Source organism: Chloroflexota bacterium, assembly GCA_018648225.1.
In the GTDB taxonomy this organism is placed as follows: domain Bacteria; phylum Chloroflexota; class Anaerolineae; order Anaerolineales; family UBA11858; genus NIOZ-UU35.
Genome location: JABGRQ010000029.1, coordinates 1 through 16,482, shown reverse-complemented (window position 1 = coordinate 16,482; position 16,482 = coordinate 1). Strand labels below are relative to the sequence as shown.

The 16,482-nt window shown below is 50.9% G+C and carries 20 protein-coding genes; 2 read left to right on the top strand and 18 right to left on the bottom strand.

All coding sequences use genetic code 11. The features are described 5' to 3' along the window. Positions 1–16: 16 nt before the first annotated feature. Positions 17–1,213, top strand: coding sequence for an ornithine--oxo-acid transaminase (locus tag HN413_01110; protein MBT3388988.1), 1,197 nt, complete (start codon positions 17–19; stop codon positions 1,211–1,213). A 4-nt stretch (positions 1,214–1,217) separates the two neighbouring features. Continuing rightward, on the top strand, positions 1,218–1,766 hold the full coding sequence (locus tag HN413_01105; protein MBT3388987.1) for an ATP-binding protein: 549 nt from the start codon (positions 1,218–1,220) through the stop codon (positions 1,764–1,766). A gap of 461 nt (positions 1,767–2,227) precedes the next feature. Here the strand turns inward: HN413_01105 and HN413_01100 are convergent, their stop codons facing one another. The 18 genes from HN413_01100 to HN413_01015 all read right to left on the bottom strand — a co-directional run bounded on the left by HN413_01100 (position 2,228) and on the right by HN413_01015 (position 15,952). After that, the gene (locus HN413_01100; protein MBT3388986.1) at positions 2,228–2,971 is read right to left on the bottom strand and encodes a hypothetical protein; all 744 of its coding nucleotides are present in this window, start codon (positions 2,969–2,971) and stop codon (positions 2,228–2,230) included. A 100-nt stretch (positions 2,972–3,071) separates the two neighbouring features. Beyond that, positions 3,072–3,272, bottom strand: coding sequence for a hypothetical protein (locus HN413_01095; GenBank protein ID MBT3388985.1), 201 nt, complete (start codon positions 3,270–3,272; stop codon positions 3,072–3,074). Between the two features lie 219 nt (positions 3,273–3,491). Beyond that, on the bottom strand, positions 3,492–4,496 hold the full coding sequence (locus HN413_01090) for a hypothetical protein (GenBank protein ID MBT3388984.1): 1,005 nt from the start codon (positions 4,494–4,496) through the stop codon (positions 3,492–3,494). Positions 4,497–4,501: 5 nt separating this feature from the next. Further along, positions 4,502–4,816 carry a hypothetical protein gene (locus HN413_01085; protein MBT3388983.1) on the bottom strand — a complete coding sequence of 105 codons (315 nt, stop codon included), beginning with the start codon at positions 4,814–4,816 and terminating at the stop codon, positions 4,502–4,504. 397 nt (positions 4,817–5,213) lie between these two features. Beyond that, positions 5,214–5,624 (bottom strand): hypothetical protein, encoded by a 411-nt coding sequence (locus tag HN413_01080; protein ID MBT3388982.1) that lies wholly within the window; start codon positions 5,622–5,624, stop codon positions 5,214–5,216. A gap of 337 nt (positions 5,625–5,961) precedes the next feature. After that, the gene (locus tag HN413_01075; GenBank protein MBT3388981.1) at positions 5,962–6,201 is read right to left on the bottom strand and encodes a helix-turn-helix domain-containing protein; all 240 of its coding nucleotides are present in this window, start codon (positions 6,199–6,201) and stop codon (positions 5,962–5,964) included. A 20-nt stretch (positions 6,202–6,221) separates the two neighbouring features. Further along, a complete protein-coding gene (locus tag HN413_01070) occupies positions 6,222–6,458 on the bottom strand; it encodes a hypothetical protein (GenBank protein MBT3388980.1) in 237 nt (78 codons plus the stop codon). Between the two features lie 175 nt (positions 6,459–6,633). Continuing rightward, the gene (locus tag HN413_01065) at positions 6,634–7,563 is read right to left on the bottom strand and encodes a hypothetical protein (GenBank protein MBT3388979.1); all 930 of its coding nucleotides are present in this window, start codon (positions 7,561–7,563) and stop codon (positions 6,634–6,636) included. A gap of 11 nt (positions 7,564–7,574) precedes the next feature. After that, the gene (locus HN413_01060) at positions 7,575–9,881 is read right to left on the bottom strand and encodes a hypothetical protein (protein MBT3388978.1); all 2,307 of its coding nucleotides are present in this window, start codon (positions 9,879–9,881) and stop codon (positions 7,575–7,577) included. Further along, positions 9,878–10,243 carry a hypothetical protein gene (locus tag HN413_01055; protein MBT3388977.1) on the bottom strand — a complete coding sequence of 122 codons (366 nt, stop codon included), beginning with the start codon at positions 10,241–10,243 and terminating at the stop codon, positions 9,878–9,880. Before HN413_01055 ends, HN413_01060 begins: the two co-directional genes overlap by 4 nt. Before the next feature lie 32 nt (positions 10,244–10,275). Then, on the bottom strand, positions 10,276–10,515 hold the full coding sequence (locus tag HN413_01050; GenBank protein MBT3388976.1) for a hypothetical protein: 240 nt from the start codon (positions 10,513–10,515) through the stop codon (positions 10,276–10,278). After that, entirely contained in the window at positions 10,508–11,203 is a 696-nt protein-coding gene (locus HN413_01045; GenBank protein ID MBT3388975.1) for a hypothetical protein, read from the bottom strand. The genes HN413_01050 and HN413_01045 overlap by 8 nt, the downstream gene beginning before the upstream one ends. A gap of 67 nt (positions 11,204–11,270) precedes the next feature. After that, complete coding sequence (locus HN413_01040) at positions 11,271–12,041, bottom strand: ParA family protein (protein MBT3388974.1); 771 nt, start codon at positions 12,039–12,041, stop codon at positions 11,271–11,273. Positions 12,042–12,046: 5 nt separating this feature from the next. After that, positions 12,047–12,529 (bottom strand): hypothetical protein, encoded by a 483-nt coding sequence (locus tag HN413_01035; GenBank protein MBT3388973.1) that lies wholly within the window; start codon positions 12,527–12,529, stop codon positions 12,047–12,049. A gap of 269 nt (positions 12,530–12,798) precedes the next feature. Continuing rightward, on the bottom strand, positions 12,799–13,059 hold the full coding sequence (locus tag HN413_01030; GenBank protein MBT3388972.1) for a hypothetical protein: 261 nt from the start codon (positions 13,057–13,059) through the stop codon (positions 12,799–12,801). Then, a complete protein-coding gene (locus HN413_01025) occupies positions 13,059–14,630 on the bottom strand; it encodes a hypothetical protein (GenBank protein ID MBT3388971.1) in 1,572 nt (523 codons plus the stop codon). Before HN413_01025 ends, HN413_01030 begins: the two co-directional genes overlap by 1 nt. A 9-nt stretch (positions 14,631–14,639) precedes the next feature. Next, positions 14,640–15,368, bottom strand: coding sequence for a hypothetical protein (locus tag HN413_01020; GenBank protein ID MBT3388970.1), 729 nt, complete (start codon positions 15,366–15,368; stop codon positions 14,640–14,642). Positions 15,369–15,370: 2 nt separating this feature from the next. Further along, positions 15,371–15,952 (bottom strand): hypothetical protein, encoded by a 582-nt coding sequence (locus tag HN413_01015; protein MBT3388969.1) that lies wholly within the window; start codon positions 15,950–15,952, stop codon positions 15,371–15,373. Positions 15,953–16,482: the final 530 nt, after the last annotated feature.

Here is a 16,482-nt window from a genome sequence, read left to right as displayed (position 1 = left end):
GCCAAGGAGCTGTTGAATGAAAACGCAAGATTATATCGATCTCGAAAATCAGTACGGCGCAAACAACTACGCCCCCCTCGATGTTGTCCTGACCAAAGGCGATGGCGCTTGGGTCGAAGATGTGGAAGGCAAACGCTATCTCGACTGCCTGAGTGCCTACTCTGCCGTCAACCAGGGACACTGTCACCCCAAGATCATGGCGACGATGCAGGAGCAGATGGAAAAGCTGACCCTGACCTCGCGCGCCTTTCGCAATGACCAGTTAGGGTTCTTCTACAAAGAACTCTGCGAACTGACTAATTCCCACAAAGTCCTGCCGATGAACAGCGGCGCGGAAGCGGTTGAGAGCGCTATCAAAGTTGTGCGCAAGTGGGGCTACACGGTCAAGGGTGTGCCGGAAGACAAAGCCGAAATTATTGTTTGTGATGAGAACTTCCATGGGCGTACCATCGCCATCGTCGGTTTTAGCTCCGACCCCGATTCTCGCAATGGCTTTGGGCCTTTCCCGGCGGGCTTTGTGAAAGTGCCTTTTGGCGATGCCCAAGCCTTGCGCAATGCCATCACGCCCAATACCGTCGCCTTTATGGTCGAACCCATTCAGGGCGAAGCGGGTGTCAACATCCCGCCCGATGGCTACTTAAAGGAAGTCCGCGAAATTTGTACTGAAAACAATGTTATGCTCATCCTCGACGAGATCCAAACCGGCTTGGGGCGCACGGGCAAACTGCTCGCCGAAGAGCATGAAGGCATCGAAGCCGACCTGACCTTGATCGGCAAAGCCCTCTCCGGCGGTTTTTACCCCGTCTCTGCCGTTCTCTCCAACTCTGAAGTGATGGACGTGCTCAACCCCGGCGAACACGGCTCCACCTTTGGCGGCAATCCGCTCGCCGCGGCGGTAGCGCGCACCTCGCTCAAGGTTTTGGTCGAAGAGAATTTGGTCGAGAACGCCGCGAAGATGGGGGAACGTTTCCTCGACGGTTTGAAAACCATTGAAAATGAACACATCAAGGAAATTCGCGGACGCGGGCTGATGATCGCTGTCGAGTTCGAGCCGGAAGCGGGCGGCGCGAAGCCGTTCGTCAAAGCCCTCGCAAAAAAGGGCTTGCTCTGCAAAGAAACCCACACTCACACCATCCGCTTCGCTCCGCCGCTCGTCATCACGCAAGATGAAGTTGATTGGGCTGTGAATACGATCAAGGAAGTTTTGGAATAATCTCATGTTTTCCTTTAGAAAACATGCCAGTTGTATGTATCCCTGTCCGTGCGGCTACGCGGGCGATTCCATCAAAGAGTGTACCTGCTCGAACCAGATCATCACCCGTTACCAGAAGCGCATCTCCGGGCCGATGCTCGACCGCATTGACATCCACATCGAGGTGCCGCGTGTCGAGTACGAAAAACTCAGCGACGATCGTCTGGGGGAAGATTCGGCGACGATCCAGGCGCGTGTAGAGGCAGCGCGGGAACACCAAAGGGTGCGATTCAACGAGTCGACGGGGGGGATTTTGTGTAACGCAGATATGCGCCCGGCGGATTTGCGCCTGTATTGCCAACTCGACGCGGCAGGCAGCGCGCTGCTGAAAACGGCCATGCAGCAATTACAGCTTTCGGCGCGCGCGTATCATCGCGTACTCAAGCTGGCGCGCACGATTGCTGATCTGGCCGGGGAAGCGAATATCCAGACTACAAATTTGGCCGAGGCGCTGCAATACCGCATGAAGTTTACCGGCGAAAAGCGATGCCCGATCATGGTGCTGCAAATTTAGCGCCACATATCGCTTCAAGGGTGTTGCGGCCAATATAGCACCTGCAGGGGGATTTGTGTCTATTTCCAACTTCACTGCCAATACTTCGGATTTATGCGCCGAAAGCCCAAGCTCATATAGCAGACCGCGGAAGCGCACAAAAGCTTTTTGCACAATTCCTTTGTCACTCACCTTGAAATCAAGCGCGTAGGCTTCTGGTGTGAAGTCTTGCTCGATTTGGTGGAGATACTTGCGAAAATCATAGCTAGTGACGGCACGTTCCAAAGTAAAGTCCAGGTCTTCAGAATAACGCGGGATCTCGTAAAGAAATCGCAATGCCGTTCCCCCGTGAAAGGCAATGCTTTGCATCGCCCCAACACGCTGAAGACTCTGCAAAATACGTGCCTGCAAGTATTCTCGCACAAGATGTTGTGCAATCAAAGGCGTATCCGCATTGACACAAAGATTTCGTAAATAGGCTTTCATAGCAACTCGTATTCCTGTAGTTCGCGTTCGGCTAATTCAACAATAGTTGCTGTTGCTCGGTGGATTTTTGGTTTATTGAAACGCCTTGCAAGCTGTTGCAACCGCTTCAAATTGAGCGTTTCAAGGTTTTGCAGACGTAAAGATTGAATAAATTCCGGTACATCCCCCCCCTTTCGGAAGTAGATCAGGTCAAGCAAGGCTTTCTCTGGATAAGCGATAAACGCATGTTGCCGCCCAAGCACCAAGCGATATTCGACTCCAAAGAAATACCGAGGTTGGATGTGCCGATAGAAAAATCTGCCAAATTCATTCTCCCACTCTCTTGGGCGACCAGTCGTAACCGATGTGATAGCAGCAACGTGTTCGGGGATGAGATTGTGATAACGTAATGCGCTTTCCAGGCTAACATATGACCCCGCCATCAAGCGATTTGCAACTCGGAAAGGGTGTGGCTCAATCTTTCGTTTTTCCCTTGGAAGCACATACAACCCCCGGCGCAATGGCGTAATTTTTTCTGTATTTGTCCAATCGGTCAATCGCCGCTGGGCTTGATAGAGAGAGGTAGCTCCGACGGCAAATAGGGAAGTTTCAAAAAGCGTCTCGTCGCCAAGTGTGTCTAAAATTTGTGAATATCGCATAGTTCGATTATGACACACAACGTAAGTAATTGCAATGTTTTTTATAGATGTCTTTTTTTTCCACAAAAACACAAGCCCACCGAGGGAGCGGCGGGCTTGCATTCGTTAGGCGTGCAAACTGAGGGGGGCAGCCTGCACACAGCTATTCTAGCAAATATATTCTGGTTGCGTCAAGGTTTTTCCGGCAAACAAAACCGACAGGTCAATCAGGTTTTTCCACAACTGGTTTCTGGAGCAGCGACCTCATATGTCCAGCCTGACATTTTGGACATTCCCAGCCGATAAACCGCTGACCAGGGGCTTGCTCGTAGACAGTCACCGTTGCCATGCCCTGATAATCACAGCGATTGCAAGTGATGTGGCGGTCAGATTTAGAAATTTGTTTTTGCGATGATGAGGTCATAGGGATTCACCATCCGCCGTTCTCGATCGGCCAAATACATCCGTTTTTTTTATTTTCATCTTTCCTCCACTTTTGCAAAACCCGTGACAGTGTATCGCCCGATCCAGCGCGGGCCTGCGGCTATCTTGTCACGAAAAACTTGTCTACCCAATCGCCAATACAGTACACCTGGGGGCTACTCTGTCGTGACAGAGCGGAGCTGGATATTGCGCAGGATTGTCACGAAACGTCACCGGAAGCCGTAAGCGAATGAATATGCTCTACAAAATGCCGCCAATGCCACGGGCTATTGCGATCAATATTCATTAGTGCTGTTTTGCATTTTTCGACCAGTACGTCATCCGGGTACATGTAAATACCCGGATTAATCACTTCGATTACTGATTTCTGGTATTCATGCATATCAGCCAACGAGCCGTCAGCAATTCTGCCTCGAATAATTTCAACCCGCGCAGTGAGCATTTTGACAATTTTTTCTTGATGGTATTCCACCCATTCAGGCATCCAGAATGTTTCTTCCTGGGCATAATAACTCATCGGGAAACCGTATGGTTGCATTCCCGCTTGTTGCTGCCGTAGCGCCAGAAAATAATCAACCAGGTCAACAAAGCGTTCTGCCACAAACTCAACCGACTTTTTCTTTGTGTTCCTGACCGCGCTTAGGGCTGGGGTTGCGTCCTGGTCAATCGCATATCGCACGAATTTAGCAATTTCAGCTTGCGGAAGCTGGAATATATCAACATTCTGGAGACTGGCATTAAACCCATTGAGAGTAACGAGCGGGGACATGATTGCTTCTTCAAAAAACAATCGCTCTAATGTGTCAGCCTCACCCAACCAGTCACCCGATACGCCGTTGATAATCCACACGGATCTGTGTATCCACGGGACAAACGCCTTCCGCTTCGAAAATACTGGCAAAAACTGTTCCGGGGTTGGTGCGGCTTCAGTATCCAGAGCGTGCAGAAATTCGTGCATCAACGACACGTTTATCCCGGCATCCCCGGTGTAGACCGCATGGGAAGACCATAGGTATGCACCCCTGCCCTCTGCTTTTACATACCCGGATTCATTCTCTGGATCGTAGACAATCCTCAGGCCGATGGCATCGAAGATTTCCTCGATGTCGGCGATCCCCGCGAACCTGAAAATATCCAGGACTTGGTCACAGGCATCAAATATCCGATCTTCTACCGGCTTCTTGGTGCAGTTGATGATCTCCAAGATTGTTAGTTTTTGACCTTGTCATCGGGTTCGGTCAGAGAACCCAGGAAAACCGATGAGCATAACGCGCGGACCTCGGCAGGGGTCAGCGACGGGGATTGGTTGATAAGCACAGAGCGCAAGGATTTGTCTATGAAGTACTTGCGTGAGTCGCGGAACATTTCGTCATACGCTGCTTGTATGGCTTGCTCCGTGGCAAGTTCCCTTGCCAGAGTTTCGGGATCAAAGCGTTTCAAGTACGCACGCCGTACACGGCGACGCATTTGTGCTAAGCGCCAACGAAATTCTATGCGTGCATCTGCGATTCCTGGTTTCTTCATCCGGCCTCACCACCTGTACCCAATGGGTTCACATTCGCTCGTAGCTGTTTGCTGAATTTCATGTGATTTTTCTCCGTTGTTCTTCTTCTGCATAATAATTTTGATTTTCTCTACCGAGCCGCAGGGCGAAAGGCTTTTGCTTCGCTCCCATGAGCAAGTACGGCACGAAGCAGCTTGTGGCCGCTTCGCTTGTGTGTTTATCTGGCCTACGGAGGCCGTACGCGCTTGCCACGCAGTCCTGCAGGGGACAAGAGGTAGTCAGAAATGACTGCCGGATGGCGGGCGCAAGGCCATGAGGCCATCGCGTCGAGCCGCAGGGCGTAGCGCCTGTTCGAGGCCTGAAGAGGCCCCCGGCCCATTTTTACGCCGCAAGATAAGCCAGGAAAGGGCTGTCGTCTTAACTGCCAGTGGAAATATCCATGAAGTCCACGAACTTGACCTCGATGACGGTTTCCTGGCAGGTCCCGTTCCGAAAGTGCTTCAGCGGCCCCCGAATGACAACTCTGGGGAGCGTTTTGCTTTTGTCCAATCCTCGTAGGCCGCGCATCTCATCGTCCTGTCGTATTTTGTCCAGAAATGCCAACATCGTACCGCCAGCCAAGATCGCACGATACCCAAGTGCAAGATGCCGGGGTGTAATCTTGCTGATCTCTGGCGGGCGCTTGGTGAACAGTATACAACTCAGCGCCTTCTGTTCGCCCTTACCTTTCATGGGGACATCCACCACGCTTTCCACGTAAATCCAGCCAGAAAGCTGTGCCGAATTCCCGCCATCCTCACCGGCAACCGCATAAACATTCAATGCCATATTTCACCATCCAATCCAGTAGCAATCCAAATCCTGCGTAGTATTTACCATAGATTCGTCAATACGGAGTGCCTAGCGCAAACGTGAATGATAAAATGCGATGTTTTGCATTTTTTCAACTATTCACCAATATTGCAAGCCTCACAACGAATAGAGTAACGAACAGCATATAAGGCAAATCGGTACAATCATAGCCCATGCGAGTATCTTGAATAGGCTCATTGGCTCTTTTGGAGCCGGTCGCGGGGGTGGTTGCGGCTTCGGCACATACGGAGTTCTGCGCGCGGGCTTGTACCTGGCCGGGCCGGGATCAGGGCGTGGTCCTAATAGTCTGCGGTTATTCATCGGCAGCCGTTTGTCCTGCTGCAATCGCGACAGCTTGGCCGATCTGCGGCACCGGGTTTGTCACGGCGCTTTCTCGCAGCCATTCGTCAAGAATGGTGCGCGAGATACGCCAGCTGCCGCCAATCTTCCGGGCGGGCAAATCCCCATTCGTCAACAGTTTGTAAATGGTGGATTGGCCGATACGCAGGTATTCGGCGGCTTCAGAGGGTTTGAGTACATCGTGTTGTGTCATGTTGTCTTTTTCTCGCTATATTATTCAATCGCTGCTTGTGCGGCTCGATAGTATCTAAATTTGCTATATGTGCGATATTCTTCTGGGCTTTCAGGCCAAAACTGCTCTACCAGTCCCTTGCGTTCCAGCGCGCAGATCGTACTGGCTGGGCCTTTGTCTACATGCCAAATTAGAATCCTGTTACCGCCAACCATGGCAATTTGCTTACCCAAAAGCATGAAGTCGAAAATATAAGTTTGTTTTTCGGAAAATTTCATCGGCATAACTCAAAGACCAAACGGGAAGCATTCACTATGAGCAGCGGGTTTCCACCAGTGCGGCTTGTCACAATCCGGGCAAATCCGAAATACCTTCCGAAACCATATTCGCATCAGGGAGCAAACACAGTTCTGTATGCCGAGAGCAAGGCAGTAATCTTGGTAGCTCATGGTGCTAACTTGTAGGGCTGAACTGCCCAGGATATACAAGGGGGAAAGATTCAGCTAACGCTTGTTTGCAATGGCCACAGAGACACAATAGTGGTCTACGCAAGAGCGGAAGATCTTCGGCATAACCGAAATAGGCAGATGGCTCTAACCACCATAGAGCTTCATGAGCATAATCAACATTGTCGTTGGTGAGCATTTTTCCAACAGTCCCATCTCGCCCCATGCCCCCCCAGAAAAAATGTTCTTTTTCCGCATCGTGTGATACCAAACAAAGCGCTATCGGCTCAGAGCCACAAACCATACAGCCCGAATATTTCGCCTGCCGCATCTGAAAAAGTGCGTTTGATCGTTGTCCAAAAACCCACCACTGACCAAAACTACGGATATGCTTTTTGTACTCAACAATATCCCACAAGTCTTGTTTTTCCAGGCAAGCTATGAAAATCAATCTCGCCGTAGCCTGATAAGGGGCAAACTCTTTCAGCATTTGTTCGCGCCAAAAAGCTCTTTCTTGTTCCCATTCAAAATCGGCTTTGTTATCTTCTGCTTTGGCTTGTTCTTGAAGTTCTTTTTCACAAGCTACGCAGTGCATTATGTGAAAGCCATTCCGTAACCAGGTGTGTGGTTGTTTATTAGGCATGAGTTCACGCGTAAATTCCGCTTCGCATCTGGGGCATTTACAAGGACGCTCGCGCCGTAAAGCAAGGCGTAAATCACCTATCCGCAGCCCTAACAATTCTGCTAAATGATTCGCGTTGTAGCTCATGTACAATTCATCAGCCACATCCAATATTTCATCGGTGACCAAGCCGTCAGAATCTTCAAGCAACCCAGAAAAAAGTTCAGTAACCAATATGCGTGCTTTTACTCTGTCGTTGTTCGAACCAGTAACGTCTTGGATTTCTCGAATCTTTTCTTGAATTTTTGTATCCATGATGACCATCCTTAGCTATTTTGAGTCAACAACAATCGTTCAGCCAAATCTTCAAGTTGGCTTTGCTTGATCGATTGCATAGCGCCATTCCAAACTGGATTTTCAGTGATCCCGCCAAACTCGTAGGCTTCTTGGATCAACTTCGCTAATTTACCGGGATGCAGGTTTGCCAAGTCACGGTAACTCTGATCCAATTGCACTCCATCAGGATTTGTCAAAACGCTGGCCAACAACCCACTTACGGAATCATCTGACTGAGCCACAGCATAAAGTGTGGCAGCAACAAACTCAACTGCCGAAATCGTTTCCCGAATCTGGTTGCGCATTTTTGTGCTTTTTATTCCAGATTTACGCAATAAATCACCCAACCCCCAAGATGAAATCTCACCACCACCCATTATCGCAATCTTGTCATTCTGATGCTGTTTAGCGTCAGCTAAAAAGGCTTGAATTTGTGGGGTGGTAATACCATAGTATTTAAAGGTGGTTTTAAGGTATTTAAAGAGTGTTAATATTGTTCCATTCGCGCCGGGTTTTGTTCCATTCGCGCCGGATTTTGTTCCATTCGCGCCGGATTTTCGGGGGTTTTGTTCCATTCGCGCCGGATTTTGTTCAATTCGTCTCGCTGCTTGTTCCATTCGCGCCGGAAATCCTGGGTACTCATGAATGCGCTCAACAAGGCTTTCTATTTTGTCGTCCTGCATCAACAAAGTCAGTAAATCACCCGCCTTGTGAGTGACAAAGATTTCCACAAACTCCGTCATCATTGCACATTTATGGGCATCATCTGGTGAAAGAATTTCCAAATCTTGCGGGACAACAGAATACCATTCTCCCCCTTTGTGGCTGACAAATTGCTTCAGGTAATCTTTTCCACGAGCGCTATCAGACAACCATTCTGTTACCCGGTTTTTATAACCCCGATCTACGGCAAAACCTAACCATTGCGCTAACGCCTTCGCTCCACCGATAACAAAAAAGGGATTTTTGTAACCTTCAGTCCTGCTAATAAAACTCTCGTCTCGGAGTAACGCGACAAGCCAACCGGGACCACTCCTCAGTTGCTTCAAGTGTGACCTGATGAAATACAATGGGATATGCAACTCGTCAGGTACCGGCATCAAATGAGCTACTAGCAGTTCTGCTAATGTCTTTATCTCTACCGCATCAGAAGCAGGATAAGGGCGACAAATATCAAGGATCGTTTCTACCGGTGGACGCGGATTGGGTGACATTTCAAGATGCATTTGTTTTGGTGTAGAAACCGGAAAGGGTAGTATGTCTCGACGGTGCACCATGAGCGCCTTTTCGAGAGCATTTACAGGATTATCCTTGACACCAAGTTCAGAGAGAAATTCTTCAATCAATTCAATATCGCCGGGTGTGAAAGGCATATAAGCTAACATGCTGTAGTGCATATCTTCAGCCGACCTAAGAAACCATTCTGCTTGATGGCTATTCAGTTGTCGCATAACTGTTTGGGGGCCCAATCCTGACCACAAGGCAATATTGCGCAGCGTCGCCTTGAATGATTCGCCAGTACTCACGCGGCTAAAAAATGCAATTTGTGCCAAACCTACATACATCCAGCTAAGTGATGGCCCCCAATAGGGTATCCAGCGCCGCATGTAGCCAGGAACACGCACGGCTGTTCTGGGCTTTGTGATTACCTTCTGGAAACTCTCGTAAATAACTTCGACATTGATGACTGCGTCCGCTTCTGGTGTAGTTCCATCAGGTGGGCAATCGTGATCTTGTGCAAAAATAACAGTAACGCTTTGACCAAGCACCGCAGAAAGTGCATCATCCAGTTTCCCCCCGAGATGCATTTCGAGCCATTTCCGCCCATAGCTGTGTGTTTGCTCAACAACGAACACACCATCATCCCCCAAATTCCTAAACCGCGTATCGCTGATCCAGGTTTCAAATTCCGCTCTCCTGACCGTCTTTTGCAGTGTGCTTAGAATAATCTCCCAGGCTGTCTCTGGATCATCGGTTCGCTCATCGGGTATCGCCATCTGGTAATCGTCCATCGAGAAACCAAGTCCCCCCGGAGGTTGCGGTGCAGTTTCCGCAACCACAAATTTGACTCTAACGTCTCCGTTCATGATCCCGGATAACAACTTCTGTACCGTACTGGTCAGCCGATCTTCGAGCCAGTCGCGGGCATAGGCGTTCCTTGTGCAAACGGTAAATATGCCGGTTACATCGTCAAATCGGATGAACTCGGTATCACGTACCCAGGTATCGAAGGCGGCTTTCGGCATCTCCAACTGGAGTTGGCCGAGGGCGGCTTGCCAGGCTTGTGTGGCTTTCATGGTGTATTCCTCGATGTTCGTTTTGAAGCGGATTTCAAAATGGTGGATAAGAACTTGATGCCGCCCATCGGCCCATTCGGGTGAGCATTGATGACACGGCGGTAAACGCTGATCTTGGTACGGCGCAAGCCGACATCAGCCTCCGGTGCGAATTGCTCGACCGCATGATCCCACCCTAGCCTGGCATCCACCACCTGGCCGGTGATCGTTGCCAGGTCAAGGCCGTTGCGCAAGACCAGCAGCGCCAGCCGGTCGCCGGTGGCAACGTAATAGCGGCGGTGATCGATAGCGATGATCTCACCGGGAGTTTCGTGGATGAGGCTAAACTGAGCAGCCGATTTTGGGTCAATTTTGAGCAGCATTTGAATTTCCTAAAACTTTCTCATACAAATCGTCAGGAGCGTTTCTGCGGGGCGATATTTTCCAGACATCCGAGCATATCTGTGGGGGCAAATAAATCGCTCTCCGGACATTTTGAAAGGTCAACGTGAGCGTCAACGTGAGCGGCAACGTGAGCGGTGCGTGAGCGGTGCGTGAGCGGTGCGTGAGCGTCAACGTGAGCGGCACGATTTTTTGGCTCAAAAAAAGTTGAAATTTGCACCAAATTCACAGGTTCGATTTTTGGACTACTCATTTTCAGCGTCCCGCAAGGCCAATTTTCCGCTGTTGTAGGCTTCAATGGCGAAGGTCAAAAAACGCGCCACAACCTCACCGTCATGGTATTTGCGACTGATGATGTTTCCATCCGGGAAGCGGCGCGTCTCACATACCGCGTCAATTTCGGCGACAATGTGCGGGGTGAGGCGATAGCCGACAAACATTTTATACAGTGGCGTTTCGTCTTTCTTCTTCCGCTTTTTCTTCTGGGGAGGCTGCTTACCCCAGGCATTCTCCGCCCAGATGGGTTTTTTCTCGTCCGACCAACCTCCTGGCATAAGCGTCAAACCGTGCCGGGAATCGAGTTCCAGTTCCAGCGCAAAATCCGCCCGGCGATAGCACATCAAGGCATACTCCAGAAACGCCTGCGCAATTTGGCTGGCATTGTAGTTATAGTCGATGGCAATATCATTGATCGCATCGCGAATATCGCTGTGTACCTTGCGATAGGTTTTGGTTGGATTGCCTTCCTCCCAAGAGCGATCGCGCACCACCTTTTTCTTGGGTGTTGCCACGCGCAGCTGATCCAGAATCGAGGCCGGGCGTTCCGGCTGGATACCTGGCGCGGGTGCATCATTACCAAACCCAAAGCCGTTGCTATCCGATGACTGACTGTTTTCAGTCGGTTCTAGTTCATCATCAAAAAATGCGCTGCGGCGTCCCATAACTACTCCTGTTCAGACTGAGAACCAGTGTTTATCTTCCGTCACCAGTCCCCGGTCTTCTGTCTTTCTAATACCGTAAAACTTCCTTCACAAATGCACCGTACTCCTCAGCGGCGCGTGAAGTCGGGTCTTTCTCAAAGATGGTCTGGGCCATCCCCGGACATTCGCTCAGCGTAGCCGCCCGGTGGATCGGCATCAGAACCTTTCCAGGAAAAGCCTGCTCCAGGTCGCCCAGGGAGGCCGACTGTTCCCGAATGCGCTCCATGAACATTGTGGGCAGCACACCCAGCAAAGAGCCTCGCCATCCCAGATTTTTTTGCAGCTTGACCAACATTTGGGAAATATTCCGCACGCCATCTGTTCCTAAAAACTCAGCCGAAGTCGGGATCACCAGCAGGTCAGCGGCCCACAATGCCCGCTCCTGAATACCGCCAACGCTGGGAGCCGTGTCCAGGATGATATAGTCCAACCCATTGCCGGTGAAGCGTTCCAGAGTTTCCCGTATCCACGAAACCGGATAGCTGGCGGAATTGATCGTTGTCTGGGCGTGATTGGTGCTCACATCGCCCGGAATGAGCCAGAGATTTTTACGGTTGGTGTTACGAACCTGTTGTTTGATGAATTCGGTCTCGGCTTGCCCCAGGCCCATCGAAAGCAGGTAGTTTGCGCCACCCTCGGATTTCACACCCAGCGACCGGGCGCAATGCCCTTGCGGGTCAAGGTCGATTACCAGTACGCTTTTACCGTTCAGCGTCAGACCATGCGCCAAGTTGATAACCGTGGTGGTTTTGCCTACGCCGCCTTTTTGATTGGCGATTGTGATAATTTTCGTTGCCATATTGTTTATCCTTTCTGGGGTTCATATTTCCCCGCCTGATAACGGCGGCGGATTTCGTTTTCTTTTTCTTTGCGGAACGCGGCAGCAGCTTCCAGCGCGTCCTCGCGCGTGTCAAAATGATGGAAGTAAAATCGCTTTGTCCTGCGTTTGCCTCTCCGAGGCGTCCAAAAGACAGAAAAACAAAGCAGCTTTGCTCCACTCGATGACCGGTGAAAGGTTTCCGAGACGCCCTGTATGCCGGTCGTGTTGGAGCGCATCGGGTGTGTGCGGAAGGGGACATCTTCGACTGGATGCTGGATATACATCGCGTCACGCCACGTCAGGGCAGCTTCCAGAGCGGCTTCCTTGCCGCCGTGCGGATTGTCGCTAAAGAACTTCCGAAATACCTCCCCTCGCCGATAAATGCGCACCAACCACCCGTAGGTACATTTTGGCTTATTGTCGATTCGGGTGATATTTTTCATATCGTTGTGTCCATTGTCTGTCATGCTGATTCCTTTTGTGAGTCAAAGACGACTTTCAAATGCCGCGAGAGGACATCTTTTCGCACTTCGCGGTCGCGGCGCTGGGTGTTGATAAGCTTTCCTGGATAGATTCACCAAAAAAACCAGCGTAGCCGCTACAGGTAGAGCAAGCATCAGGGTTACGATACTGGCCCCTGAGCCACTATTCGTTAGCGACATTACGCCCACCCAGATTGCGCCCAGCATGGTGAAGCTCATAAAAAATGCCAGGGTTAGTAGAAAATGGTTATATTTCATGGTTTCACCTGACCGGCTGAATCGGCGGGGCTTCCAGCTTCGCCATACAGTTCTTTCCACAAATACTCAGCCGCATAGCGGATGTCTTTGGCAAGATTTGAGCAGCCAACAATACGTTCAATTGCCATCTCCAAAAACTCAGGGGTATATCCTTTCAGAATATTCTTCCGTAGCTCCGCTGCTAATTCGGGTTCATCGCGCTTCAAGCGGCCCCATTTAGCCCGGTTCCAATCGTGGCGCGTAAGAATAGCCGTCATTACTTGCCATCCTTGCCGTAGTTCTGGATACGCGCCAGGTTCTCCCATTTGTTCCCATTCAGCAGCGAGGCAATTCGCTCGATGGGCGCACCACACTCAACATGGAGGTAGCGCACCAGATCGATTTCATCGGAACTGCCCGGATCGGGACGTTTGGGCAATTCGGTTCGTTCAGCCAACGCGAGGTTGGCAATCTGGCGGGCATCATCGTTTGCAAAAGGCAGGAAGTTCGCAATCTTGCGAATTCCAAATCCATATTGGGCAAGGTAAGCGGCCAGCGAATGCGTCGCGTCAGAATCACGTCCGAATCGGGTCGAAAACCCTGTGCCTGGGGTGTGCCCAGCATCAGGCACACGCTGAAAACCGTTCTCAGGCACACACTCAGGCACACGTTGGGCTTTGTCAGGCACATGCTCAGGCACACCCTTTTCCAACTCAGGCACACGCTCCAGCAGGAATTGAGGCAGACCAAAATAGGGCGTTCCGGTGTAGACCGGGGGAGGCGGGACAACAAAGTAACCTAAATTCTGGCTGGCCTTATTTTTCGGCGGCCCAAGCGTGACTTTTACAATTCTTGGAAGGCGCTTGAGATTATCAGGTACACTCCGGGCGGCGATGAAGGCAAAATTTTCACGAACCTGACCTTTGCCCTCCAGCCCCATTGCAGATACCTGCTCCCCGTGGGGCGTTATGATGACAAAGATACGCGCCTTGCGCCCTTCTTGCGCCAAAGCCGTGATTCCAATCATTACGTCCGGCTCATTGGATGCAATGGCGCTTAGTTCATCCGTGACAAAATAGATCGTTTGCGCATCTTGCAAAACAAGCTCCCCGCGGGCAGCAGCAGCGTAACGCCGGGCCATCTCCGTTACCAGCGCGTCAACTGTGGACGCAATTTCGCCAAAATTCCGACCAGCGCCAACTACATACGCGCGGGAAGGCCAGTTGCCGGGTTCATAGTGCGGATCACCGATGATGACGACAGCATCCTGATGGTGGCGCACCATAATCTTGATGATGGTTGACTTGCCGCTGTCTGTGGGGCCAAAAATAGCGACGTGTCTACCGGGAAGCGCGGGCAGTTCATTTAGCCGTTTATATGCCTGCGTCAGGGCGCGCACCGAATTCACCGGTTCGAACGATACGGTCTGCGCTGCCATATCCCTGGCATACACCGATTCGATATGCGCTTCCGTTTGTGGTTGCACATGAATCGGATGGGTGTCATTCACCGAGGTGGGGCGAGGCGCAGGCGCAGGGGGCTGAACATTATTGGGCGGGTCTTCCCGCAATACGGGCAAAACCACATCCCGGAATTCTCCAATCAAGATATCAGGCTGATTAATGAGGTTGTAAATCAGTCGCCCCGTGGCTGGAAGAATCGGCGTTTTCCGCAGAACCGTAACGCTTGCAATTGCCCCAGACCAGAGTACGAGGCCAGAAATACCACCCGCGGCATAGGAGAATGGATAGCCGACCATGACCATAATTGTGTCAATCGCGTCAATTTCGGCCAGTCCGCGCACCCAATTCGGCATTTCGGTGTCATATACGATCATGTTGTCTTTCATGTTGATCCTCTACCGTCCAAAACGATTGTTTCTACGCAGGCTGAATGAGTGCCGCACCAGCAAGACCGTCGCCACCAGGAAGCTGAGAAATAAAATCTCAACAATAATCGTTGCCAGCGCCAACACGGGGATAGCCACGAGGCCAGACAAGATCAAGGATGCGGCAGTACCATCAGGCAGGAAAAAGCGTACAATGGCTTGCGCAATCGAGAACGCCATCGGGGAGTCCGTGGCTGCATCAAACAGCAACGTGGCTTTGATCGCAATATCCACCACAATATTGCCGTGCGCAGCCAATCCGACCGCAAATAATTCCATCAGGTTGGGCATAATGCTGAACAAGAAAACGACCATGACTAAAATACGCTGGCTGGTCCATTCGCTAACAAGCTGTGTTGCCAGGTGCTGACCAAAGATCAGGCTGGGATTGATGTCCAGCCCCCAGGTCAGGAAGCCAGCCCCAACCGTGAGCAAAGCCATCCCGCCTGCATAGAACGCTGTCGTACCCGGATCGGTCAGGTTCGTAATCCATATCTCCGCCATCCGGTATAGCGTACCCAGGTCGGACATGCTCCAAATCCAGTAGGATGCCGATGTACGGCGGCGCAACGCCGGAACAGGTGTTTGTGACTGTGGCTGTCGCTGGCCTTGTGGCCGGGAAGCGGCTTGCCACTTAACAGGCCGCTGTGCTTTTCGGTTTTCGGCTTGTGAATTTCGATGTGTCCTGGTGGATTTCACGCTTACCTCCAACGAGCAATCATGAGATTATTCCGATATAAAAAGTATTGACGCTCCCGCACGGATCGCCCGAATGTATACAGTGACGGCAACACGATCCTCAACGCCTCAATCATTTGCGTGACCTTGCCCCATTCGTCTTTTGTGGGGTAGCGGTCAGGTTTCAACAGACCGATGTCGAGATAATATGTATGATGCACTTTGAAGTAGACGCGCGCACCAAGCGAGGGCAGATCGCGAAAAACCCGTTTGCTGTCGTTCTGCATGGCGGTATCGTGCAATTTCAACAAAACCAGGTGGTCAGGTGTCATTGGAGGTTCTTCTGCGGGCAATTTTGCGGGGAATATTTCGCCGGTAGTATCCAAAATACAAACCCGCATCCCTCGATCAGCAAAGTTACTCACCATTGTGTCTAACTCTGCCATCGAAACCGGCCTGCCACTGAGTGTAAACAGGTGATCGCCAATGCCAGCCAGGTAATGACGCCCTTGGCTAGTTGCATTGGGCTCGCGCAGGACGTTACTGACGCGGTTCGTGATATTCATTACGACATTCATTGGTGGCGGTGCAGTAGTTGTAGTCATGGTTGTGTCTCCGCTGCTCATTACCGGGCCTGTGTAGAGGTGCTTGCGAACATCCCTACACAGGCGCAGCGATCAAAAGCGGAAAGTCTAAACTTGTCTAAGTGCGTTCATGATCAGATTTGTCACGCTGGAGGCCGTTTTTATACTTGTGCGAAACTCCTGGCCTCGCTGGTTTCTTACAACCAAAAGCGTTCCGTACAAACTGTCAGGTCGCTCCTCTACCGATAAGCCTGCCTGCCTCGCAAGGCTCAAGGCATCCGCGTAATTTTCTTCAGGGTTAAGGCTGGCAGGGATCGGGAAAACCTCATTAATTAGCTGTAGAGTAGTTTTTGCGCTCATCATGCGTATTTTTTAGGTATCACTGGGTTTCTTGCGATTTTTCACAACGGACAGCGACACAGCAGCACGAAAGGGCGTATTATCCAGGATTCCAAACTCAGCGCGGAGTTGCTTGTAAACGGCTTGTCTGGCAGAACGGTTCATTATTTCTCGTCCATTTACCAATTCAGCGGCTCGTCTTTGAATATCGG